Origin of the sequence: Citrobacter sp. wls829, assembly GCF_005280825.1 — a bacterium.
Classification (GTDB): Bacteria; Pseudomonadota; Gammaproteobacteria; order Enterobacterales; family Enterobacteriaceae; genus Citrobacter; species Citrobacter gillenii.
This window is the reverse complement of sequence record NZ_SZWP01000029.1, coordinates 165306-189737: the sequence shown is the minus strand read 5'-3', so window position 1 is coordinate 189737 and position 24432 is coordinate 165306. Positions and strand designations below refer to the sequence as shown.

Here is a 24432-nt window from a genome sequence, read left to right as displayed (position 1 = left end):
AAAGAGCCATGCCAAAACGTACAGACATAAAAAGTATCCTGATTCTGGGCGCGGGTCCGATTGTTATCGGCCAGGCGTGTGAGTTTGACTATTCCGGCGCGCAGGCGTGTAAAGCCCTGCGTGAAGAGGGTTACCGCGTTATTCTGGTCAACTCCAACCCGGCGACCATCATGACCGACCCGGAAATGGCCGATGCCACTTACATCGAGCCAATTCACTGGGAAGTGGTACGCAAAATTATCGAAAAAGAGCGCCCGGATGCGGTACTGCCTACCATGGGCGGCCAGACGGCGCTGAACTGCGCGCTGGAGCTGGAGCGTCAGGGCGTACTTGAAGAGTTCGGTGTGACCATGATTGGTGCCACCGCCGATGCGATTGATAAAGCAGAAGATCGCCGTCGCTTCGACATCGCAATGAAGAAAATCGATCTCGACACCGCGCGTTCTGGTATCGCCCACACCATGGAAGAAGCGCTGGCGGTTGCCGCTGACGTCGGCTTCCCGTGCATCATCCGCCCGTCCTTCACCATGGGCGGTACCGGCGGCGGTATTGCCTATAACCGCGAAGAGTTTGAAGAGATTTGCGAACGCGGTCTGGATCTTTCCCCAACGAAAGAGCTGCTGATTGATGAATCGCTGATTGGCTGGAAAGAGTACGAGATGGAAGTGGTACGTGACAAAAATGATAACTGCATTATTGTCTGCTCCATCGAAAACTTCGACGCCATGGGCATTCATACCGGTGACTCCATTACCGTGGCACCTGCCCAGACGCTGACCGACAAAGAATATCAAATCATGCGTAACGCCTCGATGGCGGTACTGCGTGAAATCGGCGTAGAAACCGGCGGGTCTAACGTGCAGTTTGCGGTGAACCCGAAAAACGGCCGCCTGATTGTCATTGAAATGAACCCACGCGTTTCCCGCTCCTCGGCGCTGGCCTCGAAAGCGACCGGTTTCCCGATTGCCAAAGTGGCGGCGAAACTGGCGGTCGGTTATACCCTCGATGAGCTGATGAACGACATCACCGGTGGTCGCACCCCGGCGTCGTTCGAACCGTCTATCGACTACGTTGTGACTAAGATCCCGCGCTTTAACTTCGAGAAGTTTGCCGGTGCTAACGACCGTCTGACGACGCAGATGAAGTCCGTCGGCGAAGTGATGGCGATTGGCCGCACACAGCAGGAATCGCTGCAAAAAGCGCTGCGCGGTCTGGAAGTGGGCGCCACCGGTTTCGACCCGAAAGTGAGCCTGGATGACCCGGAAGCGCTGACCAAAATTCGTCGCGAGCTGAAAGATGCAGGCGCTGAGCGTATCTGGTACATCGCCGATGCGTTCCGTGCTGGTCTGTCCGTTGATGGCGTCTTCAACCTGACCAACATTGACCGCTGGTTCCTGGTACAGATTGAAGAACTGGTGCGTCTGGAAGAAAAAGTTGCAGAGCTGGGGATTAACGGCCTCGACGCTGATTTCCTGCGCCAGCTCAAGCGTAAAGGCTTTGCCGATGCGCGTCTGGCAAAACTGGCTGGCGTGCGCGAAGCGGAAATCCGCAAACTGCGCGAACAGTATAAGCTGCACCCGGTTTATAAGCGTGTGGATACCTGCGCCGCAGAATTCTCCACCGACACTGCCTACATGTACTCCACCTATGAAGAAGAGTGCGAAGCGAACCCGACTCAGGATCGCGACAAAATTATGGTGCTGGGCGGTGGTCCGAACCGTATCGGTCAGGGTATCGAATTCGATTACTGCTGCGTACATGCGTCGCTGGCGCTGCGCGAAGACGGTTACGAGACCATTATGGTCAACTGTAACCCGGAAACGGTTTCTACCGACTACGACACCTCCGACCGTCTGTACTTTGAACCGGTAACGTTCGAAGACGTGCTGGAAATCGTGCGTATCGAGAAGCCGAAAGGCGTTATCGTGCAGTACGGCGGGCAGACTCCGCTGAAGCTGGCGCGTGCGCTGGAAGCCGCAGGCGTGCCGGTTATCGGCACCAGCCCGGACGCGATTGACCGCGCTGAAGACCGTGAGCGTTTCCAGCAGGCGGTTGACCGTCTGAAGCTAAAACAACCGGCCAACGCCACCGTTACCGCCATTGAAATGGCGGTCGAGAAGGCAAAAGAGATTGGCTACCCGCTGGTGGTGCGCCCGTCCTACGTGCTTGGCGGTCGGGCAATGGAAATTGTGTACGACGAAGCCGACCTGCGTCGCTACTTCCAGACCGCGGTCAGCGTCTCCAACGACGCGCCGGTGCTGCTGGACCGCTTCCTGGATGACGCAGTAGAAGTGGACGTGGACGCTATCTGCGACGGCGAAAGGGTGCTGATTGGCGGCATCATGGAGCACATTGAGCAGGCGGGCGTTCACTCCGGTGACTCCGCGTGTTCCCTGCCAGCCTACACGCTGAGCCAGGAAATTCAGGACGTGATGCGCCAGCAGGTGCAGAAACTGGCCTTCGAACTGCAGGTTCGTGGTTTGATGAACGTCCAGTTTGCGGTGAAGAACAACGAAGTTTACCTGATTGAAGTCAACCCGCGTGCGGCGCGTACCGTACCGTTTGTCTCCAAAGCCACCGGCGTACCGCTTGCAAAAGTGGCGGCGCGCGTGATGGTCGGTCAAACGCTGGCACAGCAGGGCGTCACCAAGGAAATTATCCCGCCGTACTACTCGGTGAAGGAAGTGGTGCTGCCGTTCAACAAGTTCCCGGGCGTTGACCCCCTGTTAGGGCCAGAAATGCGCTCTACCGGCGAAGTGATGGGCGTAGGCCGCACCTTTGCGGAAGCATTCGCCAAGGCGCAGCTGGGCAGCAGCTCCACCATGAAGAAACAGGGCCGCGCATTGCTCTCCGTGCGTGAAGGCGATAAAGAGCGCGTCGTTGACCTGGCGGCGAAGCTGCTGAAGTTTGGTTTCGAGCTGGACGCCACCCACGGTACGGCAATTGTACTGGGGGAAGCCGGTATCAACCCGCGTCTGGTAAACAAGGTGCATGAAGGTCGTCCGCATATTCAGGACCGTATCAAGAATGGCGAATATACCTATATCATCAACACCACTGAAGGTCGTCAGGCGATTGAAGACTCCAAGCTGATTCGCCGCAGCGCGCTGCAGTACAAAGTTCATTATGACACCACGCTAAACGGCGGTTTCGCCACGGCGATGGCGCTGAATGCGGATGCTACCGAGAAGGTGACCTCCGTTCAGGAAATGCACGCACAGATCGCGAAGTAATCGACAATGACCCACCTGCTTCTGAGCGGGTCGGGTCTGCAATTTAATAAGAAACGGTTTCTGTAAAGAAACCGTTTTTTTTATCTATTAAGGTCATTACAGGCAAATAGCGCTGTGATAACCACATTTTCAATGTAATAAGCAAGATGTTGCTCACACTAATCAACATTCAAGTCGCATACTATCTCTCATATACACAATTTTAATAGGGCTTTGTTTTTATTTATCCAGACAGGCCGTAGCCAGATTTTTAATTTGTGAAATGGTGTGCTTATGTGTGAAGAATATGTTGAAAGACCGCTTTATTTGTTAATTGCCGATTGGATCAGGGCTGAAGATCGTTGGGTCACGGCAAAAGAAATCTCCCTCCATTTTAATATTGAACACTGCAAAGCAATTAATACGCTCTCCTATATTCTGTCTGAGGTGGGAGAAATTGTTTGTGAAGTTAAGATGATCCCTAACCAGATTGCAGGCCGGGGCTGTCAGTGCCAGCGTCTGGTGAAAGTCGTGAGTATTGATTCTCATCTCTACAGCAGATTGAATCACAATTTGCAGGATAAAAAAGTGAGCGTAGGGAAAATGCCGCGTATGTCGGCTGTACCGCCAACAGAGCTTAATCGCGAGCAGAAATGGCAGATGATGCTGTCAAAAAGTATGCGTCGCTAATTGTAAGTTTGCCTGATGGCGGCATAAACGGTAATTGACCCGTAGGCCGGATAAGCGTGAGCGCATCCGGCATCAATTACTGTGCTGATTTGGGCTTCACATCCGTTGTGCCTTTCAGACGCGGGCGGTTTTTATCAATCTGCGTTAACGGCTGTGTTTCGCGTAACCCTACCCGACAGCGAACCGCGAGATCCTGATACTCTTTGGTGTTCAGCCGCTTCCAGTGCAGCTCCTGGTCTGTCACCTCTCGCAGCACGCGGGCAGGTGAACCGACCAGCATTTGCCTTGCCTCGCCGGTAAATCCGGCTTTAACAAAGCTCATGGCGGCGACAATGCTCTCTTCGCCAATTGTTGCGCCGTCCATTATGACGCTGTTCATGCCAACCAGCGTGTCCCGGCCAATGACGCAGCCGTGCAGGATTGCACCATGTCCGATGTGTCCATTCTCATGCACGATGGTGTCGGTATCACAGTAGCCGTGCATGATGCAACCATCCTGAAGATTCGAGCCTGCTTCAAGGATCAGGCGGCCATAGTCGCCGCGCAGCGAGGCAAGAGGACCGATATATACGCCAGCACCGACGATCACATCGCCAATCAGCACTGCGCTAGGATGGACATACGCCTGTGGGTGTACCACCGGGATCAGGCCTTCAAACGCATAATAACTCACGATATTCCTCAGTTGTTTTTGCCGGATAACGCGGCCTACGAGTGTGCATTTTTTGTAGGCCGGATAAGCAAAGCGCCATCCGGCCTCAGCACATTAACGACCTTTCCACACCGGATCGCGTTTTTCAGCAAATGCCTGCGGTCCTTCGAGCGCATCCTCAGAGTGCAGTACGGATGGGTAATGCTTCAGCACGCCGCTGCGGATGTAGCGGTAGCCTTCTTCTACCGGCATTTCGCTGGTCGCGCGGTAAATCTCTTTCAGCGCGGCGATGGCCAACGGGGCGCTATTCACCAGCTGCTGCGCCAGTTCGCGGGCGCTGTCCATCAGTTCAACCTGGCTGACGACGCGGTTCACAATCCCCCAGCGCAGTGCTTCTTCGGCGCTCATTCGTCTGCCGGTCATCACCATTTCGTTGACGATAGCAGGCGGCAGCAGCTTCGGCAGACGCAGCACGCCGCCGCTGTCTGGCACGATACCAAGCTTGGCTTCCGGTAGCGCAAAGCTGGCGTTTTCCGCACAGATGATAAAATCTGCCGCCAGCGCTAGCTCGAATCCGCCGCCGAAGGCATAGCCGTTTACTGCGGCGATGACCGGCTTGTCGAGATCAAATATTTCCGTTAAACCGGCAAAACCGCCGGGACCAAAATCGGCATCCGGCGCTTCACCTTCTGCTGCCGCTTTTAGGTCCCAGCCGGCAGAAAAGAATTTCTCGCCGCCGCCGGTGATAATCGCCACGCGCAATTCCGGGTCATCGCGGAAATGAAGAAAAGCCTCACCCATGGCAAAACTGGTTTTGGCGTCAATGGCATTCGCTTTGGGCCTGTCTAATGTAATTTCCAGAATCGGGCCGTTACGGGTCAGATGTAATGATTCACTCATAGCTCATCTCCAAAAAATAGATTTGCCGACAGGAGGCATTCCTGGCGGAGGATTTATTTCAGATTTTTTTTGATTATTTTTCCGGAACAATTACGCGGCAGGTCGGTTCTTATCTCCAAAAACGAGGGAACCTTAAACTTCGCCATATTGCCTTCGCAGAAACTGAAAAATTCCGCTTCGCTTAATGTTTCGCCCTCATTCAATACGATAAAGGCTTTAATCGCCTCATCGCGGATAGCGTCTTTAATACCGACAATGACAATGTCCTGAATTTTAGGGTGAGCAGCGATTATATTTTCCAGCTCGACGCAGGAAACATTTTCCCCACCGCGTTTAATCATGTTGCAGCGCCGGTCAACGAAATAGAAAAAGCCGTCTTCATCCCGGTAGCCGGAATCACTGGTATGCAACCAGCCGTCCGGCTCCAGCGCGTTGGCCGTGGCCTGTGGCTGTGCGTAGTACTCTTTAAATATCGTTTTACCCGGCACGCCTTTAATGCAGATTTCGCCAATCTCTCCGGCAGGTAACGGCTGATTATGATCGTCGCGGATTTCGGCTTCATAGCTAAAGCCCACGCGGCCAATGGAAGGCCAGCGCCGTTGGTCACCGGGGCGGTCACCAATAATACCGACGATGGTTTCCGTCATGCCGTAGGAGGTCAGCAGCCTAACGCCAAAGCGCGTGATAAAATCATCTTTTTCCTGCACCGATAAATTGAGGTAGAACATCACTTCGCGCAGCTTGTGCTGCCTGTCAGTCGGGCTTGCGGGCTGTACCATCAGGGTGCGGATCATCATCGGAATGCATTCCGTCACCGTCGCCTGATATTTACGTACCTGGTCCCAGAAGGCCCGGGCGCTGTATTTCTCTATCAGCACAAAGGTACTGCCTGCGGAAAAAGCCGCCATGGCTGCCGTACACTGGCAGTCAATATGGAAAGCGGGCATGACCGTCAGGTAGACGTCGTCATCGCGCAGGGCGCACTGCCAGGCGGAGTAGTAACCGGCAAAACGCAGGTTATAGTGAGTAATCACCACCCCTTTGGGACGTGAGGTGGTGCCTGAGGTAAACAGAATTTCTGCCGTGTCATCAGTGGATAACGGTGGTGTATAGCACAGCGTTGTCGGCTGCTGGTCCTTGAGCTGAGAAAAATGGCTCACGCCATCGTCAGCCGGAACCTGCTCGCTGATAAGACAAATGTGATTGAGCGGGGTGGTATTTTCCCGTTTTATCTGGCGGTACATTGGATAAAACTGAGCGCTGGTGACCAGCAGGCTGACCTGGCTGTTTTGCAGGATCCAGGCGCTTTCTTCCCCCAGCAAGCGGGCGTTAATCGGTACCATCACGGCGCCAATTTTTGCCAGCCCAAACCAGCAAAAAATGAACTCCGGGCAGTTATCCAGATGTAATGCGACCTTATCGCCTTTGCGTATGCCCAATGAATGAAAAAGGTTCGCCGTACGGTTAATCTCTTCATTAAGTGAGGCATAGCTAAACTGCCGAACGTTTCCTTCGCAGGATTCGAAAATAAGTGCTGCTTTATCTCCGTAAACCCCGGCCAGGTCGTCCCACATCTGACGTAAGTTTTGTCTGCCAACGATATCCATTTTACCTTATCCACTGAAATCAGGCGTGAGCGCTAACCCGCAAAGCCGGTCAGCGCATCGCGTTTAATCCTCAACCCTGGCCAGGCCTTTGCCGACCAGCTCATTAATGTCTGCTTCGCTGTAACCGATATTTTTCAGAATGGCGGCGGTATCCATGCCGTGTGACGGCATGCCACGCCAGATTTTCCCTGGGTTATTTTTGAATTTTGGCATGATGTTGGGTCCTTTACAGGTGCGACCATCCATCGTTTGCCACTGGGTAATAGATTCACGGGCTACGTACTGCGGGTTGTCTTCCAGTTCCGGGATCGTCAGTACTTTCGCGCAGGCGATATTCAGTTCGGCAAAGCGCGCCTGAACGTCTGCAATAGTGTGTTCTGCCAGCCAGACATCCAGTTTCTCTTCGACTAACGGGCCGTACGGACACTCAACACGATGGATGAGCTGTGTGCCTTCCGGAACTTCTGGCGTTCCGAGAATGTGCGCCAGACCAATATCCTTAAAGCATTCGTTGATTTGCGTAATGCCAACCAGCTCCATCACGATGTAGCCGTCGGCGCATTTATACAGGCCGCAACCGGCGTAGTAGGGGTCTTTACCTTTGGTCATACGCGGGCAAACTTCACCGCCGTTGAAGTAATCCATCATGAAGTACTGGCCCATACGCAGCATGACTTCGTACATGGCAATATCAATACTTTCGCCTTTACCCGTTTCGCGCACTTTATACAGAGCAGCCAGGGCTGCCGTGGTGGCTGTCATGCCGGAGAAGTAATCGGCGGTGTACGGGAAGGCTGGCATCGGCTGGTCAACGTCGCCGTTTTGAATCAGATAACCGCTGAACGCCTGGGCGATGGTATTGTACGCCGGGAGGTTGGTGTACTCATCGGTGCCATACTGGCCGAAGCCGGAGAGGTGAGCGATAACCAGCTTCGGGTTATGCTCCCATAAAACCTCATCGGTAATACCGCGGCGGGCAAAGGCCGGACCTTTACTGGCTTCAATGAAAATGTCGGTGGTTTCCATGAGCTTCAGAAACGCTTCCCGGCCTTCATCTTTGAAAATATTGAGTGACAGGGCGTGCAGGTTGCGGCGTGACAGCTGCGGGTAGTTGGGTTGCACGCGGATGGTATCGGCCCAGGCGACGTTTTCAATCCAGATAACCTCAGCGCCCCATTCGGCAAACATCTGTCCGGCGAACGGTCCGGCGATTTCGATTCCTGAAAAGACAACGCGTACGCCGGCAAGCGGCCCAAATGCAGGCATTGGTAAATGGTCCATAATGTAACTCCTGGCAGTTAGTTGTAGGCCGGATAGGCGAAGCGCCATCCGGCATCCCACTTAGCGGTATTGCTTGAGTACCGCACGACCCAACGTCAGGATCTGCATTTCATCAGAGCCACCGGAAACACGGTCAACACGCAGGTCACGCCAGAAGCGCGTGATGCGATGATTGCCCGCAATACCCACACCGCCGAGTACCTGCATGGAGGTGTCCACAACCTCAAACGCGGCGTTAGCGCAGAAGTATTTGCACATTGCTGCATCACCCGAGGTAATGGTGCCGTTATCTGCTTTCCACGCGGCTTCCAGCAGCATGTTTTTCATGGAGTTCAGTTTGATCGCCATATGCGCAAACTTCTCCTGAATGAGCTGGAAACGACCAATTGCTTCGCCAAACTGGACGCGTTGATTGGCGTAGCGCGCCGCATCTTCAAAGGCGCACATTGCTGTACCGTAGTTGGTCAGGGCGACGAGGAAACGTTCGTGGTCAAACTCTTCTTTCACGCGGTTAAAGCCATTACCTTCCCGACCGAACATGTCTTTTTCATCCAGTTCGACGTCATCAAAGGTAATTTCACAGCAACTGTCCATGCGCAGGCCGAGTTTCTCCAGCTTATTGACTTTGATACCGGCTTTCGTCATGTCAACAAACCACTCGGTGTAAATCGGTTTATCCGGCGATGCACCATCACGAGCCATCACCACGATATACGGGGTATAGGCGCTACTGGTGATAAAGCACTTACTGCCATTAAGATAAACCTTACCATCTTTGCGTGTATAAGTGGTTTTCAGACTGCCAACATCCGATCCAGCTCCCGGTTCTGTGATAGCGGAGTTCCACATCTGCTTACCGGTGCCCTGGAACGCCATGATTTTATCAATTTGTTCCTGGGTGCCTTCACGCAGGAAAGTGTTAAAACCTCCCGGCAATTGATACAGCACGTAAGTCGGTGCGCCAAGGCGACCTAATTCCATCCACACCGCGGCAACGGTGACGAAACCGGCTTCCAGACCACCGTGTTCTTCCGGGATCAGCAGGCTGTCGATGCCCATATCCGCCAGCGCTTTTACAAAACGTTCTGGGTAGACGCTGTCACGATCGCACTCGGCAAAGTAAGCTTCCCAGTTCTCACTGGCCATCAGTTCACGAATACCTGCGACAAACAGTTCCTGCTCGTCATTCAAATTGAAATCCATCTTCAAGCCTCTTCAGTAATGGGTTAATTAAACTTACTTGTCTTTCCAGTGCACTTTGGCGTCTTTAATAAAGGACAGCGTGACCATAATGTTGACGAAGAACAGCGGGCATCCTCCGGCAATAATCGCCGTCTGGATGGGCTTCAGTCCGCCCAGCGCCAGCAGAACAATACCGATGACGCCGACCAGTACCGACCAGCCGATACGGATTAACAGCGGCGGTTCTTCACCGTCGCGAACTTCGCGGCAGGTGGACATCGCCAGGGTGTAAGAGCAGGCGTTAATCAACGTGACGGTGGCAATAAAGCAGAGGATAAAGAATCCCCACATGGTGGCGGTGCTGAACGGCAATGCGGCCCAGGTTTCGATGATGGCGCGCGCCACGCCGTGTTGCTCAATCAGTTGTGGGATGTTGACAATATTTTTATCCATCAACAGCAGCGTGTTGCTGCCAAGGACCGTCCACAGGATCCAGGTGGAAGCAGTCAGACCCAGTACCATGCCGAAGCACAGTTCACGTACGGTACGGCCGCGAGAAATACGGGCGAGGAAGATGCTCATCTGGATGGCGTAAATCACCCACCATGCCCAGTAGAAGACGGTCCAGCCCTGCGGGAAGCCGCCTTTACCGATAGCGTCGGTATAGAACAGCATGCGCGGTAAATACATCATCAGCATGCCGACGGAGTCGGTGAAGTAGTTCATGATGAAGCTGGCACCGCTGACGATAAACACCCAGCCCAGCATCAGGAAACTCAGGTAGCTACGAATGTCGCTGGCGATCTTCACCCCTTTTTGCAGACCACAGGCCACGCAAATGGCGTTCAGAATGATCCAGCAGGTAATGATGATGGCGTCTAATTGCAGGGTATGCGGAATGCCGAACAGATACTGGATACACTCGGTCACCAGCGGTGTAGCCAGACCGAGGCTGGTCCCCATCGCGAAGATCAGCGCGACCAGATAGAAGTTATCGACGATGGTGCCGAATAACCCTTTGGCGTGTTTCTCGCCAACTAACGGTACCAGTGTGGAGCTGGGACGGATGACGTCCATCTTGCGCACAAAGAAGAAGTAGGCGAAGGCCACAGAAAGGAAGCTATAGGTTGCCCACGGCAGCGGCCCCCAGTGGAACAGGCTGTACGCCAGACCGAGTTCTTTCGCGCCGGTAGAATTAGGAGCGAGAGCAAAGGGCGGGGTGGAGATATAGTAGTAAATCTCTATTGAACCCCAGAACAGCACGGCAGCCGATGTACAGGAGGCGAACATCATAAATATCCAGCTGGTGGTGCTAAACTCCGGTTTTTCATCACCTAATTTCTTTTTGGCATACGGGCCAAAGACCAACCAGAACCAGCCGAACAGCATGATCACCATGTACCATTCAAATGCCCAGCCCCAGACATTGGTGACGTAACTGAATACCGCATTAATAACCACATTCGCGGCATCAAGATCTCTTACTGTTAGCCAACAAAGTATTCCGACAATTATTAATGGCGGGAAAAAAACCTTTGGTTCTATTCCCGATTTCTTCTTTTCATTTTTCATAAGTGAATTCCAGTGTGAAAACGAAATTTATTTAGCGTTCCCGATTGTGCTGTTTTGTATATTTATTATTAATAATTTGTTGATAACTATTTAACCTCTGGGGCGCCTCCGTGAGTAACTCATAATGGGTATTCGTTAGCGGTGGTTCTGTTATATGTGTCACACTTTTTTATGCTGGCTATTTTGTTGGATTTTTTGTTATTTATTGTTTTAAATCAGTATGTTGATGTTGGTTTTTTAAGTTTTATAAGTCGTTGTCTTTCAATATTGTTGAACCAGCAAACAATATTGAAAACTTTCATGTTTGACAGGTGATTTTCAATATTGTTGAGATGCGTAACACTATTGAAAGTTACGAATATGAATGTGTGACATTTTCAATATTGGTGATTAATGTTTTATTTCCGAATTAAAGAGCGTGATATCTGTATTTAACACGGCCGATATGAATAACGTTTCCTTCATGATTTCTGGAGATGCAATGAAGATAATTACTTGCTACAAATGCGTGCCTGACGAACAGGATATTGCGATTAATAATGCTGATGGTTCGCTGGATCTCAGCAAGGCTGATGCCAAAATCAGTCAGTACGACCTGAATGCGATTGAGGCTGCTTGCCAGTTAAAACAGCAGCTGGGAGAGGCTCAGGTTGTTGCACTGAGCGTGGGTGGCAAAGCGTTGACCAATGCTAAAGGGCGCAAAGATGTGCTTTCTCGCGGTCCGGATGAGCTGATCGTGGTGATTGACGATCAATTCGAACAGGCGCTGCCTCAGCAGACGGCGACAGCACTGGCTGCCGCGGCACAAAAATCCGGTTTTGATCTGATTATCTGCGGTGATGGATCTTCCGATCTTTATGCCCAGCAGGTCGGTCTGCTGGTGGGCGAAGCATTGAATATCCCGGCGATTAACGGTGTGAGCAAGATCCTCTCACTGGCGGATAACACCCTCACGGTAGAACGCGAGCTGGAAGATGAAATTGAAACTCTGAGCATCCCGCTGCCAGCGGTGATTGCGGTCTCTACCGACATCAACACCCCACAAATCCCTTCCATGAAAGCCATTCTTGGCGCGGCGAAAAAACCGGTTCAGGTCTGGTCGCCAGCGGATATTGCGCTAAATAGCGTGGATGTGTATTCCGCCCAACAGGTTGCTGCACCGAAGCAACGCGAGCGTCAGCGCGTTGTGATTGAAGGTGACGGTGAAGAACAGATTGCCGCGTTTGTCGAGAACCTGCGCAAAATCATTTAATTATCAGGGGATGTTATGAACAAGTTTTCCAGTGTCTGGGTATTCAGCGATACCCCTTCTCGTCTGCCGGAGCTGATGAAGGGTGCGCAGGCTTTAGGTGAGTCAATCAACACGTTCGTACTGAGCGAGGCTGACAGTGCGGCAGCAATCCAGCTGGGCGCCAACCATGTCTGGCTGCTCAGCGGTAAACCCGATGACCGTATGATCGAAGATTATGCGGATGTGATGGCCCAGACCATTCGTCAGCACAGTGAAGGTGGCGCGGTACTGCTGCCGAATACTCGTCGCGGCAAACTGCTGGCAGCAAAGCTGGGCTTTCGTTTGTCGGCTGCGGTGTCTAACGATGCCAGCTCGGTGACGTTGCAGGACGGCAATGTGGCGGTCAAACATATGGTGTATGGCGGTCTGGCAATGGGGGCGGAAACCATCGCCTCGCCATTTGCGGTGATCACGCTCAGCAGCAGAACGTTTGACGCGATGCAGCCAGAGGCATCCCGTATCGGTGAGAAGCATGAGGTGCAGTGGCAGGCTCCGGCCGTCGCGGTCACCCGTACCGCCACGCAAGCGCGCAAGAGCAACAGCGTCGATCTCGACAAAGCGCGACTGGTGGTCAGCGTGGGACGCGGTATTGGCAGCAAAGAGAATATCTCGCTGGCGGAAGCGCTGTGCCAGGCCATGGGCGCTGAGCTGGCTTGCTCCCGTCCGGTGGCTGAAAACGAGAAGTGGATGGAGCACGAACGCTACGTTGGGATCTCCAACTTGATGCTCAAGCCCGACCTGTACCTGGCGGTGGGGATCTCCGGGCAGATCCAGCACATGGTTGGCGCGAACGGCGCACAGACGATTTTTGCCATCAACAAAGATAAGAATGCCCCGATTTTCCAGTACGCCGACTTTGGCATCGTTGGCGATGCGCTGAAGATCCTGCCTGCGCTGACGGCCGCATTAGCGCGCTAAACCATTCCGGGCAGAGTACGAAAGTACTCTGCCGCTGAGAGGAGTTGTATATGTCCGAAGATATCTTTGATGCCATCATCGTGGGTGCAGGGCTGGCTGGCTCGGTTGCGGCGCTGGTGCTCGCTCGTGAAGGTGCACAGGTGCTGGTTATCGAGCGCGGCAATTCTGCTGGCGCGAAGAATGTCACCGGTGGGCGCATGTATGCGCACAGCCTGGAGCGTATCATCCCCGGCTTTGCTGAGCATGCTCCCATTGAACGCATGATCACCCACGAAAAACTCGCCTTTATGACTGAAAAAGGGGCGATGACGATGGATTATTGCAACGGAGAAGAGGCGGCGGCGTCGCAGGTTTCTTATTCCGTATTGCGCAGTAAATTTGACGCCTGGTTGATGGAGCAGGCTGAAGAGGCGGGCGCCCAGCTGATTACCGGTATCCGCGTGGATAATGTCGTCCAGCGTGATGGCAAGGTCGTGGGTGTGGAGGCCGATGGCGATATTCTTGAAGCAAAAGTGGTGATCCTCGCTGACGGCGTGAATTCTCTTCTGGCAGAAAAGTTGGGTATGGCCAAGCGCGTTGACGCGGCACATGTGGCCGTTGGTGTGAAGGAGCTTATTGAATTGCCGAAATCGGTGATTGAAGACCGCTTTCATCTGCAGGGTAACGAAGGCGCAGCCTGTCTGTTTGCTGGGTCGCCAACTGACGGCCTGATGGGCGGTGGCTTCCTCTATACTAATGAAACCACTGTTTCTTTAGGGCTGGTATGCGGCCTTCATCACCTGAAGGACGCGAAAAAATCGGTCCCGCAAATGCTGGAAGATTTCAAACAGCACCCGGCCGTTGCCCCACTGATTGCTGGTGGCAAGCTGGTGGAATATGCCGCTCACGTAGTGCCGGAAGCCGGGATGAATATGCAGCCGGAACTGGTGGGCGACGGTGTACTGATTGCTGGTGATGCTGCCGGAATGTGTATGAACCTTGGCTTCACCATTCGCGGTATGGATTTGGCTATCTCGGCAGGCGAAGCGGCCGCTAAAACGGTACTTTCAGCCATGAAGCGTGACGACTTTAGCAAGCAAGCGCTTGCCGAATATCACCAACATTTGGACGACGGCCCGATGCGCGATATGCGCATGTATCAGAAGCTGCCTGCGTTCCTCGATAATCCCCGCATGTTTACCGCCTATCCAGAAATGGTAGTGAATATCGCCCGCGACCTGTTTACCGTGGATGGTTCAGCGCCGGTCCCGATGCGTAAAACATTGCTGCGTCATGCGAAGAAAGTGGGCTTCATCAACCTGATGAAGGATGGCCTTAAAGGAGTGACCGTATTATGACTTCTCCCGTCAATGTAGACGTCAAACTGGGCGTCAATAAATTCAATGTCGATGAAGAAAGCCCGCATATCATTCTGAAAACTCAGCCCGATAAACAGGTGCTGGAGGTGCTGATCAAAGCCTGCCCGGCCGGCTTGTACAAAAAACAGGATGACGGCAGCGTGCGCTTTGATTACGCCGGTTGCCTGGAATGCGGCACTTGTCGAATTCTCGGACTCGATACGGCGCTGGAGAAATGGGAATACCCACGCGGCACCTTTGGTGTGGAGTTCCGCTACGGCTAAACCTGGTGCCGGATGGCGGCTTCGCCTTTTCCGGCCTACAGGCACAGTACGTAGGCCTGATAAGCGCAGCGCCATCAGGCATTAAGTTAAATAAAACAGGACATCACCATGCAGCAGCCCAGGAACTTTGATGACATCAAATTCACCTCCATTCACCGGCGAATAATGCTGTGGGGAAGCGGTGGACCGTTTCTGGATGGCTATGTGCTGGTGATGATTGGCGTTGCACTGGAGCAGCTCACACCGGCATTGAAGCTGGATGCGGAGTGGATTGGTCTGTTAGGTGCCGGGACGCTGGCCGGGCTGTTTGTCGGCACGTCGCTGTTTGGCTACATCTCCGATAAAGTCGGGCGGCGCAAAATGTTCATCATCGATATCATCGCCATTGGCGTGATATCGGCGGCGACGATGTTTGTTTCTTCTCCCGTAGAGCTGCTGGTGATGCGGGTGTTGATCGGGGTGGTCATCGGTGCAGATTATCCGATAGCCACTTCCATGATCACCGAGTTCTCCAATACCCGACAGCGCGCCTTTTCCATCGGTTTTATCGCTGCCATGTGGTATGTCGGTGCGACCTGCGCCGATCTGGTCGGCTACTGGCTGTATGATGTCGAGGGGGGATGGCGCTGGATGTTGGGGAGTGCGGTGATCCCCTGTATATTGATCCTCATTGGTCGTTTCGATCTTCCCGAGTCACCGCGATGGCTACTGCGTAAAGGGCGGGTAAAAGAGTGTGACGCGATGATGATCAAGCTGTTCGGCGAGCCGGTGGTGTTCGACGAAGAAGCACCGCAGGAAACACGCTTTCTTCAGTTGTTTAATCGCCGCCATTTCCCGTTTGTCTTATTTGTCGCCGCCATCTGGACCTGCCAGGTGATCCCGATGTTCGCTATTTATACCTTTGGTCCACAGATTGTCGGATTGCTCGGCCTCGGCGTTGGGAAAAGCGCCGCACTGGGCAACGTGGTGATTAGCCTGTGCTTTATGCTGGGCTGTATTCCACCGATGTTCTGGCTCAACAGTGCTGGTCGTAGGCCGCTGTTAATCGGCAGCTTTATTATGATGACGCTGGCGCTGGCCGTGTTAGGGCTGATTCCTGATATGGGTGTCTGGCTGGTGGTGCTGGCGTTTGCCGTGTATGCGTTTTTCTCGGGAGGACCGGGGAACCTTCAGTGGTTGTACCCCAATGAGCTGTTCCCCACCGATATTCGCGCGTCCGCCGTCGGGGTGATCATGTCGCTAAGCCGGGTAGGAACCATTGTGTCTACTTGGGCGCTGCCAGTATTCATCACCAAATACGGGATCAGCCATGTGATGCTGATGGGGGCCGGGATTTCGCTGATTGGCCTGCTGGTTTCCATTGCCTTTGCGCCAGAAACGCGGGGGCTGACGTTGGCTCAGACCAGCCAAATGACGATCCGCAGTAAGCCAGCGTCCAGAGCCAGCCATTAGGAGTGTTCTGTATTTTCCCTGTTACTCAGTCAGTTAGCCTAAACTTAAACGGTATATCACTGAAAATGACTGAAAAGCAGGGAGAACACCATGCAAAAACATATTCTGATCACCTCCATTTTTACCGCAGCAGCGCTGTTCACCGTCGTCGGTTGTTCCTCCAACCAGGCGGTTAAAACAACCGACGGTAAAACCATTGTCACCAACGGCAAGCCGCAGGTGGATGATGATACAGGCCTGGTGTCGTATGAAAATGCGGAAACCGGTAAAACGGAACAAATTAACCGCGATCAGGTTAAGGATATGAGTGAGTTGGATAACTAATATACACTTCATCCTTCAAGTTGCCTCAGTGTTGGCTGCGCTCATTCACCCCAGTCACTTACTTTAGTAAGCTCTTGGGGATTCATTCCCTTGCCGCCTTGATGCAACATGAATGATTTTGTGTATAGGCCTCAATAATATTGACTTTTAGCCTGCTGATTAACTGACTAAACTCACTGGTATTACAATAATGCAGTGATAGCAGGCTAATCATGATTCTCATCATTTATGCACATCCCTATCCGCAGCACTCGCATGCGAATAAGCGGATGCTTGAGCAGGCAAGGACGCTGGAGGGCGTAGAGGTTCGTTCGCTCTACCAGCTTTATCCCGACTTCAATATCGACATCGCCGCGGAGCAGGACGCGCTTTCACGCGCGAGCCTCATCGTCTGGCAGCATCCCATGCAGTGGTACAGCACACCGCCTCTCCTCAAACTGTGGATGGACAAAGTCCTCGCCCACGGCTGGGCGTATGGTCATGGTGGCACTGCGCTGCGCGGTAAACATTTGTTGTGGGCGGTCACCACCGGCGGCGGTGAAAATCATTTTGATATCGGCTCACACCCAGGTTTTGACGTGCTTTCTCAACCGTTGCAGGCCACGGCGTTATATTGCGGCCTTAAGTGGTTACCGCCGTTTGCGATGCACTGTACGTTCATCTGTGATGACGAAACGCTGCAGGCGCAGGCGCGGCATTATAAGCAGCGCTTAATGGAATGGCAGGAGGCACATCATGGATAGCCACACGCTGATACAGGCGCTGATATATCTTGGCTCAGCGGCGTTGATTGTGCCGATTGCGGTACGACTGGGGTTAGGCTCGGTGCTGGGGTATCTCATTGCAGGGTGCATCATCGGCCCGTGGGGCTTAAGGCTGGTGACGGACGCCGAATCTATCCTGCACTTTGCGGAAATCGGTGTGGTGCTGATGCTGTTTGTCATCGGTCTGGAACTCGACCCACAACGTTTATGGAAGCTGCGGACATCGGTGTTTGGTGGTGGCGCGCTGCAAATGGTGGTCTGCGGCGGATTAATTGGTTTGTTCTGTATGTTCCTCGGCCTGCGCTGGCAGGTGGCTGTACTTATTGGCATGACGCTGGCTCTCTCCTCGACGGCTATCGCCATGCAGGCGATGAATGAACGCAACCTGATGGTGTCGCAAATGGGCCGCAGTGCGTTTGCCGTACTGTTGTTCCAAGATATTGCCGCCATTCCGCTGGTTGCCATGATCCCGCTGCTGGCGGCGAGCGGGGCGTCAACCACGCTCGGAGCGTTTGCGCTGTCGGCGCTGAAAGTGGCCGGTGCACTGGCGTTGGTGGTGGTTCTGGGTCGTTATGTCACACGACCGGCCCTGCGTTTTGTCGCGCGCTCCGGACTGCGGGAAGTGTTCAGCGCCGTCGCCCTGTTCCTGGTTTTTGGATTCGGTTTATTGCTGGAAGAGGTGGGCCTGTCGATGGCGATGGGCGCATTCCTGGCGGGCGTTTTGCTGGCAAGCTCGGAGTATCGTCATGCGCTGGAAAGTGATATCGAACCGTTTAAAGGGTTGTTGCTGGGGCTGTTTTTCATCGGCGTCGGGATGTCTATCGACTTCGGCACGCTAATTGATAATCCGCTACGTATTATTATTCTGCTGGCGGGTTTCCTGGCAATCAAAACCATCATGCTGTGGGTGATTGCTAAGCCGTTGCAGGTGCCGAACAAGCAACGTCGCTGGTTTGCCGTATTATTAGGACAAGGGAGTGAGTTTGCCTTCGTGGTGTTTGGTGCGGCGCAAATGGCCAATGTGCTTGATCCTGAATGGGCAAAAGCGCTGACGCTGGCGGTGGCACTGTCGATGGCGGCCACGCCCATTTTGCTGGTTGTCCTGACGCGGCTGGAAAAATCGTCCACCGGTGAAGCGCGTGAGGCGGATGAAATCGATGAGGAGCAACCCCGGGTGATTATCGCTGGGTTTGGTCGATTCGGCCAGATAACCGGTCGCTTGCTGCTGTCGAGCGGGGTGAAGATGGTGGTACTTGATCATGACCCGGACCATATCGAAACGCTGCGCAAATTTGGAATGAAGGTTTTTTATGGCGATGCAACACGGATGGATCTACTGGAGTCTGCGGGGGCCGCAAAAGCGGAGGTGATCATTAATGCCATTGACGATCCGCAAACCAGTCTGCAACTGACCGAAATGGTGAAAGCACATTTCCCGCACTTGCAAATTATTGCCCGGGCGCGCGATGTTGATCATTATATTCGCTTGCGTCAGGCGGGGGTTGAGATGCCTGAGCGTGAAACCTTTGAAGGCGCGTTGAAAACCGGGCGCCTGGCGCTGGAGGGTCTGGGGCTTGGGCGCTATGAAGCACGTGAGCGGGCCGATTTATTCCGTCGTTTCAATACGCTGATGGTTGAGGAAATGGTGAAAGGTGAAAACGACGCGATTTCACGCGCGGCGGTATATAAGCGCACCAGCGCCATGTTGAGTGAAATTATTACCGAGGATCGTCAGCATTTGTCTCTGATTCAACGCCATGGCTGGCAAGGCACGGATGAAGGTAAACATACGGGAGACGTCGCAGATGAGCCGGAAGTGAAACCGTCAACATAGGGTAAAAAATGTGATGTTCTGCAAACTTTACTGCTAATTGACTGTTTTTGAACTACTGTAATGCTGGCAGCCCACTAAGAAGTCACGGACTCGCCAGCAGAACAGAAAATTTTCCTGCACATCTTCCTTTGGCTAGTCGACGAAAGAATGCGCTTTCCGTATAGTGGCGACAATTTTTTTGTATCCGGGAATTATTCAATGATCAGTCTGATTGCGGCGTTAGCGGTAGATCGCGTCATCGGTATGGAAAACGCCATGCCGTGGAACCTCCCTGCCGATCTCGCCTGGTTTAAACGTAACACCTTAAATAAGCCGGTTATTATGGGGCGCCATACTTGGGAATCCATCGGCCGACCGTTGCCAGGGCGTAAAAATATCGTCATCAGCAGCAAGCCGGGCACCGACGATCGCGTGCAGTGGGTGAAGTCTATTGATGAGGCGATTGCTGCCTGTGGCGATGAACCCGAGATTATGGTGATTGGCGGTGGGCGCGTGTATGAGCAGTTCCTGCCTAAAGCACAGAAGCTGTATCTGACGCATATCGATGCAGAAGTCGAAGGGGATACGCATTTTCCGGACTACGAGCCGGATGACTGGGAATCCGTCTTTAGCGAATTCCACGATGCCGACGCGCAAAACTCACACAGCTATTGCTTCGAAGTTCTGGAACGTCGTTAATCATGTAATTGCCGGATGGCGGCGAAACTATCAGGCCTACATCCGGCACTGGAGTAGGCCTGATAAGCGTAGCGCCATCAGGCATAAACATTTCAGGCGTTTACCGCCTCACCGGGATCCAGCTTCAGATGGCGATTTGACGGCTGAGTAAAGTACTGTTTGTCTTCCCAGCGCAGACAGGTGAGATCCCCGCCCCAACAGCAGCCTGTATCCAGCGCGTAAACCCCTTCCGGCGTCCCTTTACCTTCCAGTGAGGCCCAGTGCCCAAAGGCAATGCTATAGGCGTCACTGACCGGTCCTGGGATGGCAAACCACGGTTTCAGTGGAGCGGGCGCGTCTTCCGGCGACTCTTTGCTGTACATATCCAGCTGGCCATTCGGGAAACAGTAACGCATGCGGGTAAAGGCGTTAGTAATAAAACGTAGGCGTGCCAATCCGGTCAGTTCCGGCGTCCAGTTATTTGGCATGTCGCCATACATGGCATCAAGAAAGAACGGGTACGAGTCGCTCGACAGCACGGCTTCGACATCGCGGGCGCAGTCTTTCGCGGTTTGGAGATCCCACTGTGGTGTAATCCCGGCATGCGCCATCACCAGCTTCTTCTCTTCATCAACCTGTAACAGCGGTTGGCGACGTAGCCAGTTCAGCAGAGAATCCGCATCCGGGGCATCGAGTAGCGGCGTGAGCCGGTCTTTGGGTTTATTCCGGCTGATGCCTGCAAATACGGCCAGCAGGTGCAAATCGTGATTACCTAAGACTAACCTTACGCTGTCGCCGAGCGATTTGACATAACGCAGTACGTCAAGCGAGCCGGGGCCACGTGCGACCAGGTCGCCTGTGAGCCATAAGGTATCTTTCCCAGGGGCAAAATTGACTTGATGCAGCAATGCGATCAGTTCGTCGTAACAACCGTGAACGTCGCCAATGAGGTATGTTGCCATAGCTATTGTTTTAGTGGATGAGCGTTGGAACGGCGAGCCTGAATACGGGAATATCGATGGTAAAGGCAACGCCTTTCTCATCGATCATTTCGTAATGACCCTGCATGGTGCCCAGCGGGGTTTCAATCACCGCGCCGCTGGTATATTGGTACTCTTCACCGGGATCAATGTGGGGCTGAACGCCAACCACACCTTCACCCTGAACTTCGGTTTCACGGCCATGACCATTGGTAATCAACCAGTAACGTCCCAACAGTTGCACCGGCGCTCGCCCCAAATTGCGGATGGTTACGGTATAGGCAAAAACGTAACGTTCATCATCAGGTGAGGATTGCGCCTCAATATAGACGCTTTGTACCTGAATACACACTCGGGGCGAATTGATCATGCTTAACTCTCCTTCGATGACGCTTTTTCTGACAGATAGTTAGCCATCCGGCAGTATTGGGCGACAGAGATATTTTCCGCTCGCAGCGCCGGATCAACACCCAGTTCCGTCAGCACTTCAACGCTGAACAGATTACCGAGGCTGTTACGTACCGTTTTACGGCGCTGGTTAAACGCTTCGGTCGTAATGCGGCTCAGGACGCGAACGTCTTTGACCGGGTACGGCATCGTCGCGTGAGGGACCAGGCGTACAACGGCGGAATCAACTTTAGGCGCAGGCGTGAACGCGGATGGCGGTACTTCAAGTACCGGGATCACCTGGCAGTAATATTGTGCCATAACGGTTAGTCGACCATACGCTTTACTGTTTGGCCCTGCAACCAGACGGTTGACCACTTCTTTTTGCAACATGAAATGCATGTCGGCAATGGCATCAGTATAGGTAAAAAGATGGAACATCAGCGGCGTGGAGATGTTGTATGGCAGGTTACCAAATACGCGTAGCGGCTGACCCAGGGTTTGCGACAACTCGCCAAAGTCCATGGTCATGGCATCTTGCTGATAGATAGTCAGCTTCGGCCCTAAAAACGGGTGCGTTTGCAGGCGTGCGGCCAGATCGCGGTCCAGTTCAATGACCGTGAGCTTGTCCAGACGTTCACCTACCGGCTCGGTTAATGCCGCAAGGCCCGGACCGATTTCGACCATGGCCTGACCCTTTTGCGGGTTGATAGCAGAGACAATACTTTCGATCACAAACTGATCGTTGAGGAAGTTTTGCCCGAAACGTTTACGGGCTAAATGGCCCTGATGGACTCGATTATTCATTAGTATTAACAATCATTTTGATGGCGAGGTTAAGCGCCGTAATAAAACTGCCGACATCTGCTAGCCCACGACCCGCAAGTTCGAGTGCGGTGCCGTGATCAACGGATGTGCGAATAAAGGGCAGGCCCAGTGTGATATTCACACCGCGACCAAATCCCTGGTATTTTAGCACGGGGAGACCCTGATCGTGGTACATTGCCAGCACGGCATCCGCGCTATCGAGATATTTAGGTTGAAACAGGGTATCTGCGGGCAGTGGACCGCGTAATTTCATTCCCTGAGCACGCATTTCATCCAGTACTGGAATGAGCGTATCGATCTCTTCCGTCCCCATATGACCGCCTTCCCCCGCATGTGGGTTCAGGCCGCAGACCAGAATCTGCGGATCGTTCAGGCCAAACTTGGTGCGTAAATCATGGTGAAGAATGCCGATCACTTCCCGCAGTAGTGTGGGCGTAATGGCATCGGCAACGTTTCTGAGCGGCAGGTGCGTGGTTGCCAGGGCAACGCGCAGCTCCTCGGTCGCCAGCATCATCACGACTTTTTTCGCCTGCGAGCGTTCTTCAAAGTACTCAGTGTGTCCGGTAAACGGCACGCCGGCATCGTTGATTACGCCCTTGTGAACCGGGCCAGTAATCAGCGCGGCGAATTCACCGTGTAAGCAACCGTCGCATGCGCGAGCCAGCGTATCAACCACATACGGTCCATTCTCTACCGCCAGTTGCCCCGCAATGACAGGGGCCCGCAGCGCAATCGGTAACAGCGTCAATGTGCCCGCTGCTTGTGGTTTGGCTGGGATATAAGGAGAGTAGGGGAGGAGCGAAAGCGGTAAACCGAGCATAGCTGCTCGGTTCGAAAGTAACGCGGCATCGGCGCAGACGACGAGTTCAACCGGCCACTCACGCTGCGCAAGCTGGACCACCAGGTCCGGACCAATCCCGGCGGGTTCGCCGGGAGTGATGACAACGCGTTGAGTACGGACCATTAGTTGCTCAGAATTTTAACGTACGCGCTGGCACGCTGTTCTTGCATCCAGGTCGCCGCTTCTTCTGAGAACTTACGGTTCATCAGCATGCGGTAGGCTCTGTCTTTCTGCGCGGCGTCAGTTTTATCAACGTTACGCGTGTCCAGCAGTTCGATCAGGTGCCAGCCAAAAGAAGAGTGCACCGGAGCGCTCATCTGACCTTTGTTCAGTCGGGTCAGCGCATCGCGGAAGGCTGGATCGAAAATATCCGCTGCCGCCCAACCCAGATCGCCGCCCTGGTTTGCAGAACCAGGATCCTGAGAGAACTCTTTAGCCGCGGCGGCAAAGGTCGTTTTACCGCTCTTAATATCAGCCGCGATTTGCTCCAGTTTCAGACGCGCCTGCTGATCGGTCATGATCGGAGACGGTTTCAGCAGGATATGGCGGGCATGAACTTCCGTTACGGAGATGCTCTGGCTCTGGCCACGCATATCGTTGACTTTCAGAATGTGGAAGCCGACACCTGAACGAATCGGGCCGATGATATCGCCTTTTTTCGCAGTGCTTAGTGCCTGTGCAAAGATGCCTGGCAGTTCCTGAATACGTCCCCATCCCATCTGGCCGCCTTTCAGCGCCTGCTGGTCTGCGGAATAGGTGATCGCCAGTTTACCGAAATCGCTACCGTTACGTGCTTCTTCGACGACAGCACGCGCCTGGCTTTCTGCTTCATTAACCTGGTCGGAGGATGGGTTTTCCGGTAACGGAATCAGAATGTGGCTCAGGTTCAGCTCAGTGCTGGCATCATTTTGATTGCCAACCTGCTGAGCCAGAGCATCCACTTCCTGCGGCAGAATGGTGACGCGACGGCGAACTTCATTGTTACGCACTTCAGAGATGGTCATCTCTTTACGGATCTGGTTACGATAGGTCGAATAGCTCAGACCATCGTGGGCCAGACGACTGCGCATCTGGTCCAGTGTCATATTGTTCTGCTTAGCGATGTTGGCGATGGCCTGATCCAACTGCTCATCAGTGATTTTCACCCCCATCTTCTGACCCATCTGCAGAACGATTTGATCCATGATCAAACGTTCGAGGATCTGATGGCGCAGCGTTGCGTCGTCGGGTAATTGCTGACCCGCCTGACCCGCATTAAGTTTTACTGACTGCATTAAGCCATCAACGTCGCTTTCCAGAACGACACCGTTATTGACGACGGCTGCGACTTTATCGACTACCTGTGGGGCAGCGAAACTGGTATTCGCGACCATGGCGATACCGAGAAGCAGCGTTTTCCAGTTCTTCATACTTTTTCCATTATTAATTAACCGCAATGC

General features: G+C 53.4%; 22 protein-coding genes. 11 read left to right on the top strand and 11 right to left on the bottom strand.

Annotated elements, in window-relative coordinates:
- Positions 1-8 precede the first annotated feature (8 nt).
- Both carB and caiF read left to right on the top strand, forming a co-directional pair.
- Positions 9-3233: a carbamoyl-phosphate synthase large subunit gene (carB, locus tag FDW88_RS03445; RefSeq protein ID WP_137362030.1), complete on the top strand. Its 3225-nt coding sequence runs from the start codon at positions 9-11 to the stop codon at positions 3231-3233.
- 273 nt (positions 3234-3506) lie between these two features.
- Complete coding sequence (gene caiF / locus FDW88_RS03440; protein ID WP_096758355.1) at positions 3507-3902, top strand: carnitine metabolism transcriptional regulator CaiF; 396 nt, start codon at positions 3507-3509, stop codon at positions 3900-3902.
- 76 nt (positions 3903-3978) lie between these two features.
- Here caiF and caiE read toward each other — a convergent pair whose 3' ends face one another.
- From caiE to caiT, 6 genes are all read right to left on the bottom strand, one after another.
- Positions 3979-4575 (bottom strand): carnitine operon protein CaiE, encoded by a 597-nt coding sequence (gene caiE / locus FDW88_RS03435; RefSeq protein ID WP_137362029.1) that lies wholly within the window; start codon positions 4573-4575, stop codon positions 3979-3981.
- 93 nt (positions 4576-4668) lie between these two features.
- Positions 4669-5454, bottom strand: a complete 786-nt coding sequence (gene caiD / locus FDW88_RS03430) for a crotonobetainyl-CoA hydratase (RefSeq protein ID WP_115259493.1) — start codon at positions 5452-5454, stop codon at positions 4669-4671.
- A 53-nt stretch (positions 5455-5507) separates the two neighbouring features.
- Positions 5508-7061, bottom strand: coding sequence for a crotonobetaine/carnitine-CoA ligase (gene caiC, locus FDW88_RS03425; protein WP_137362028.1), 1554 nt, complete (start codon positions 7059-7061; stop codon positions 5508-5510).
- A 63-nt stretch (positions 7062-7124) separates the two neighbouring features.
- Entirely contained in the window at positions 7125-8342 is a 1218-nt protein-coding gene (caiB, locus tag FDW88_RS03420) for an L-carnitine CoA-transferase (RefSeq protein WP_137362027.1), read from the bottom strand.
- 60 nt (positions 8343-8402) lie between these two features.
- Entirely contained in the window at positions 8403-9545 is a 1143-nt protein-coding gene (caiA, locus tag FDW88_RS03415) for a crotonobetainyl-CoA dehydrogenase (protein ID WP_096758350.1), read from the bottom strand.
- A gap of 33 nt (positions 9546-9578) precedes the next feature.
- Positions 9579-11096 (bottom strand): L-carnitine/gamma-butyrobetaine antiporter, encoded by a 1518-nt coding sequence (caiT, locus tag FDW88_RS03410; RefSeq protein WP_096758349.1) that lies wholly within the window; start codon positions 11094-11096, stop codon positions 9579-9581.
- A gap of 481 nt (positions 11097-11577) precedes the next feature.
- Here caiT and FDW88_RS03405 point away from each other — a divergent pair, with 481 nt between their 5' ends.
- The 9 genes from FDW88_RS03405 (at position 11578) to folA (ending at position 19978) form a co-directional block, all read left to right on the top strand.
- Positions 11578-12348: an electron transfer flavoprotein FixA gene (locus FDW88_RS03405; protein ID WP_137362026.1), complete on the top strand. Its 771-nt coding sequence runs from the start codon at positions 11578-11580 to the stop codon at positions 12346-12348.
- 15 nt (positions 12349-12363) lie between these two features.
- On the top strand, positions 12364-13305 hold the full coding sequence (locus FDW88_RS03400) for an electron transfer flavoprotein subunit alpha/FixB family protein (protein WP_137362025.1): 942 nt from the start codon (positions 12364-12366) through the stop codon (positions 13303-13305).
- 50 nt (positions 13306-13355) lie between these two features.
- Positions 13356-14642, top strand: a complete 1287-nt coding sequence (locus tag FDW88_RS03395; RefSeq protein ID WP_135912607.1) for an FAD-dependent oxidoreductase — start codon at positions 13356-13358, stop codon at positions 14640-14642.
- Complete coding sequence (gene fixX, locus FDW88_RS03390) at positions 14639-14926, top strand: ferredoxin-like protein FixX (protein WP_096758345.1); 288 nt, start codon at positions 14639-14641, stop codon at positions 14924-14926. Before FDW88_RS03395 ends, fixX begins: the two co-directional genes overlap by 4 nt.
- Before the next feature lie 108 nt (positions 14927-15034).
- A complete protein-coding gene (locus FDW88_RS03385) occupies positions 15035-16378 on the top strand; it encodes an MFS transporter (RefSeq protein WP_115259487.1) in 1344 nt (447 codons plus the stop codon).
- A 90-nt stretch (positions 16379-16468) separates the two neighbouring features.
- Positions 16469-16702: a YgdI/YgdR family lipoprotein gene (locus tag FDW88_RS03380; RefSeq protein ID WP_096758343.1), complete on the top strand. Its 234-nt coding sequence runs from the start codon at positions 16469-16471 to the stop codon at positions 16700-16702.
- 212 nt (positions 16703-16914) lie between these two features.
- Positions 16915-17445, top strand: a complete 531-nt coding sequence (gene kefF, locus FDW88_RS03375; protein ID WP_115259486.1) for a glutathione-regulated potassium-efflux system oxidoreductase KefF — start codon at positions 16915-16917, stop codon at positions 17443-17445.
- Positions 17438-19300 (top strand): glutathione-regulated potassium-efflux system protein KefC, encoded by a 1863-nt coding sequence (gene kefC / locus FDW88_RS03370; protein ID WP_137362024.1) that lies wholly within the window; start codon positions 17438-17440, stop codon positions 19298-19300. Before kefF ends, kefC begins: the two co-directional genes overlap by 8 nt.
- 198 nt (positions 19301-19498) lie before the next feature.
- Entirely contained in the window at positions 19499-19978 is a 480-nt protein-coding gene (gene folA, locus FDW88_RS03365; protein ID WP_096758340.1) for a type 3 dihydrofolate reductase, read from the top strand.
- A gap of 92 nt (positions 19979-20070) precedes the next feature.
- On the opposite strand, the gene apaH is transcribed toward folA, so the two are convergent.
- Genes apaH through surA form a run of 5 tightly spaced genes read right to left on the bottom strand, consistent with a single transcriptional unit; the run spans position 20071 to position 24402 of the window.
- Positions 20071-20919, bottom strand: coding sequence for a bis(5'-nucleosyl)-tetraphosphatase (symmetrical) ApaH (gene apaH / locus FDW88_RS03360; RefSeq protein WP_115259484.1), 849 nt, complete (start codon positions 20917-20919; stop codon positions 20071-20073).
- A 10-nt stretch (positions 20920-20929) separates the two neighbouring features.
- Positions 20930-21307, bottom strand: a complete 378-nt coding sequence (gene apaG, locus FDW88_RS03355) for a Co2+/Mg2+ efflux protein ApaG (RefSeq protein ID WP_096758338.1) — start codon at positions 21305-21307, stop codon at positions 20930-20932.
- Between the two features lie 2 nt (positions 21308-21309).
- Positions 21310-22131 carry a 16S rRNA (adenine(1518)-N(6)/adenine(1519)-N(6))-dimethyltransferase RsmA gene (gene rsmA, locus FDW88_RS03350; protein ID WP_096758337.1) on the bottom strand — a complete coding sequence of 274 codons (822 nt, stop codon included), beginning with the start codon at positions 22129-22131 and terminating at the stop codon, positions 21310-21312.
- Complete coding sequence (gene pdxA / locus FDW88_RS03345) at positions 22124-23116, bottom strand: 4-hydroxythreonine-4-phosphate dehydrogenase PdxA (protein WP_137362023.1); 993 nt, start codon at positions 23114-23116, stop codon at positions 22124-22126. Before pdxA ends, rsmA begins: the two co-directional genes overlap by 8 nt.
- Positions 23116-24402, bottom strand: a complete 1287-nt coding sequence (surA, locus tag FDW88_RS03340) for a peptidylprolyl isomerase SurA (protein ID WP_096758335.1) — start codon at positions 24400-24402, stop codon at positions 23116-23118. The genes pdxA and surA overlap by 1 nt, the downstream gene beginning before the upstream one ends.
- Positions 24403-24432: the final 30 nt, after the last annotated feature.

Bases quoted from the DNA above. Each gene is read 5' to 3' on its own strand.
- carB (WP_137362030.1), top strand. From the start codon at position 9: ATGCCAAAACGTACAGACATAAAAAGTATCCTGATTCTGGGCGCGGGT.
- caiF (WP_096758355.1), top strand. From the start codon at position 3,507: ATGTGTGAAGAATATGTTGAAAGACCGCTTTATTTGTTAATTGCCGAT.
- caiD (WP_115259493.1), bottom strand. From the start codon at position 5,454: ATGAGTGAATCATTACATCTGACCCGTAACGGCCCGATTCTGGAAATT.
- caiC (WP_137362028.1), bottom strand. From the start codon at position 7,061: ATGGATATCGTTGGCAGACAAAACTTACGTCAGATGTGGGACGACCTG.
- caiB (WP_137362027.1), bottom strand. From the start codon at position 8,342: ATGGACCATTTACCAATGCCTGCATTTGGGCCGCTTGCCGGCGTACGC.
- caiA (WP_096758350.1), bottom strand. From the start codon at position 9,545: ATGGATTTCAATTTGAATGACGAGCAGGAACTGTTTGTCGCAGGTATT.
- caiT (WP_096758349.1), bottom strand. From the start codon at position 11,096: ATGAAAAATGAAAAGAAGAAATCGGGAATAGAACCAAAGGTTTTTTTC.
- FDW88_RS03405 (WP_137362026.1), top strand. From the start codon at position 11,578: ATGAAGATAATTACTTGCTACAAATGCGTGCCTGACGAACAGGATATT.
- FDW88_RS03400 (WP_137362025.1), top strand. From the start codon at position 12,364: ATGAACAAGTTTTCCAGTGTCTGGGTATTCAGCGATACCCCTTCTCGT.
- FDW88_RS03395 (WP_135912607.1), top strand. From the start codon at position 13,356: ATGTCCGAAGATATCTTTGATGCCATCATCGTGGGTGCAGGGCTGGCT.
- fixX (WP_096758345.1), top strand. From the start codon at position 14,639: ATGACTTCTCCCGTCAATGTAGACGTCAAACTGGGCGTCAATAAATTC.
- FDW88_RS03385 (WP_115259487.1), top strand. From the start codon at position 15,035: ATGCAGCAGCCCAGGAACTTTGATGACATCAAATTCACCTCCATTCAC.
- FDW88_RS03380 (WP_096758343.1), top strand. From the start codon at position 16,469: ATGCAAAAACATATTCTGATCACCTCCATTTTTACCGCAGCAGCGCTG.
- kefF (WP_115259486.1), top strand. From the start codon at position 16,915: ATGATTCTCATCATTTATGCACATCCCTATCCGCAGCACTCGCATGCG.
- kefC (WP_137362024.1), top strand. From the start codon at position 17,438: ATGGATAGCCACACGCTGATACAGGCGCTGATATATCTTGGCTCAGCG.
- folA (WP_096758340.1), top strand. From the start codon at position 19,499: ATGATCAGTCTGATTGCGGCGTTAGCGGTAGATCGCGTCATCGGTATG.
- apaH (WP_115259484.1), bottom strand. From the start codon at position 20,919: ATGGCAACATACCTCATTGGCGACGTTCACGGTTGTTACGACGAACTG.
- apaG (WP_096758338.1), bottom strand. From the start codon at position 21,307: ATGATCAATTCGCCCCGAGTGTGTATTCAGGTACAAAGCGTCTATATT.
- rsmA (WP_096758337.1), bottom strand. From the start codon at position 22,131: ATGAATAATCGAGTCCATCAGGGCCATTTAGCCCGTAAACGTTTCGGG.
- pdxA (WP_137362023.1), bottom strand. From the start codon at position 23,116: ATGGTCCGTACTCAACGCGTTGTCATCACTCCCGGCGAACCCGCCGGG.
- surA (WP_096758335.1), bottom strand. From the start codon at position 24,402: ATGAAGAACTGGAAAACGCTGCTTCTCGGTATCGCCATGGTCGCGAAT.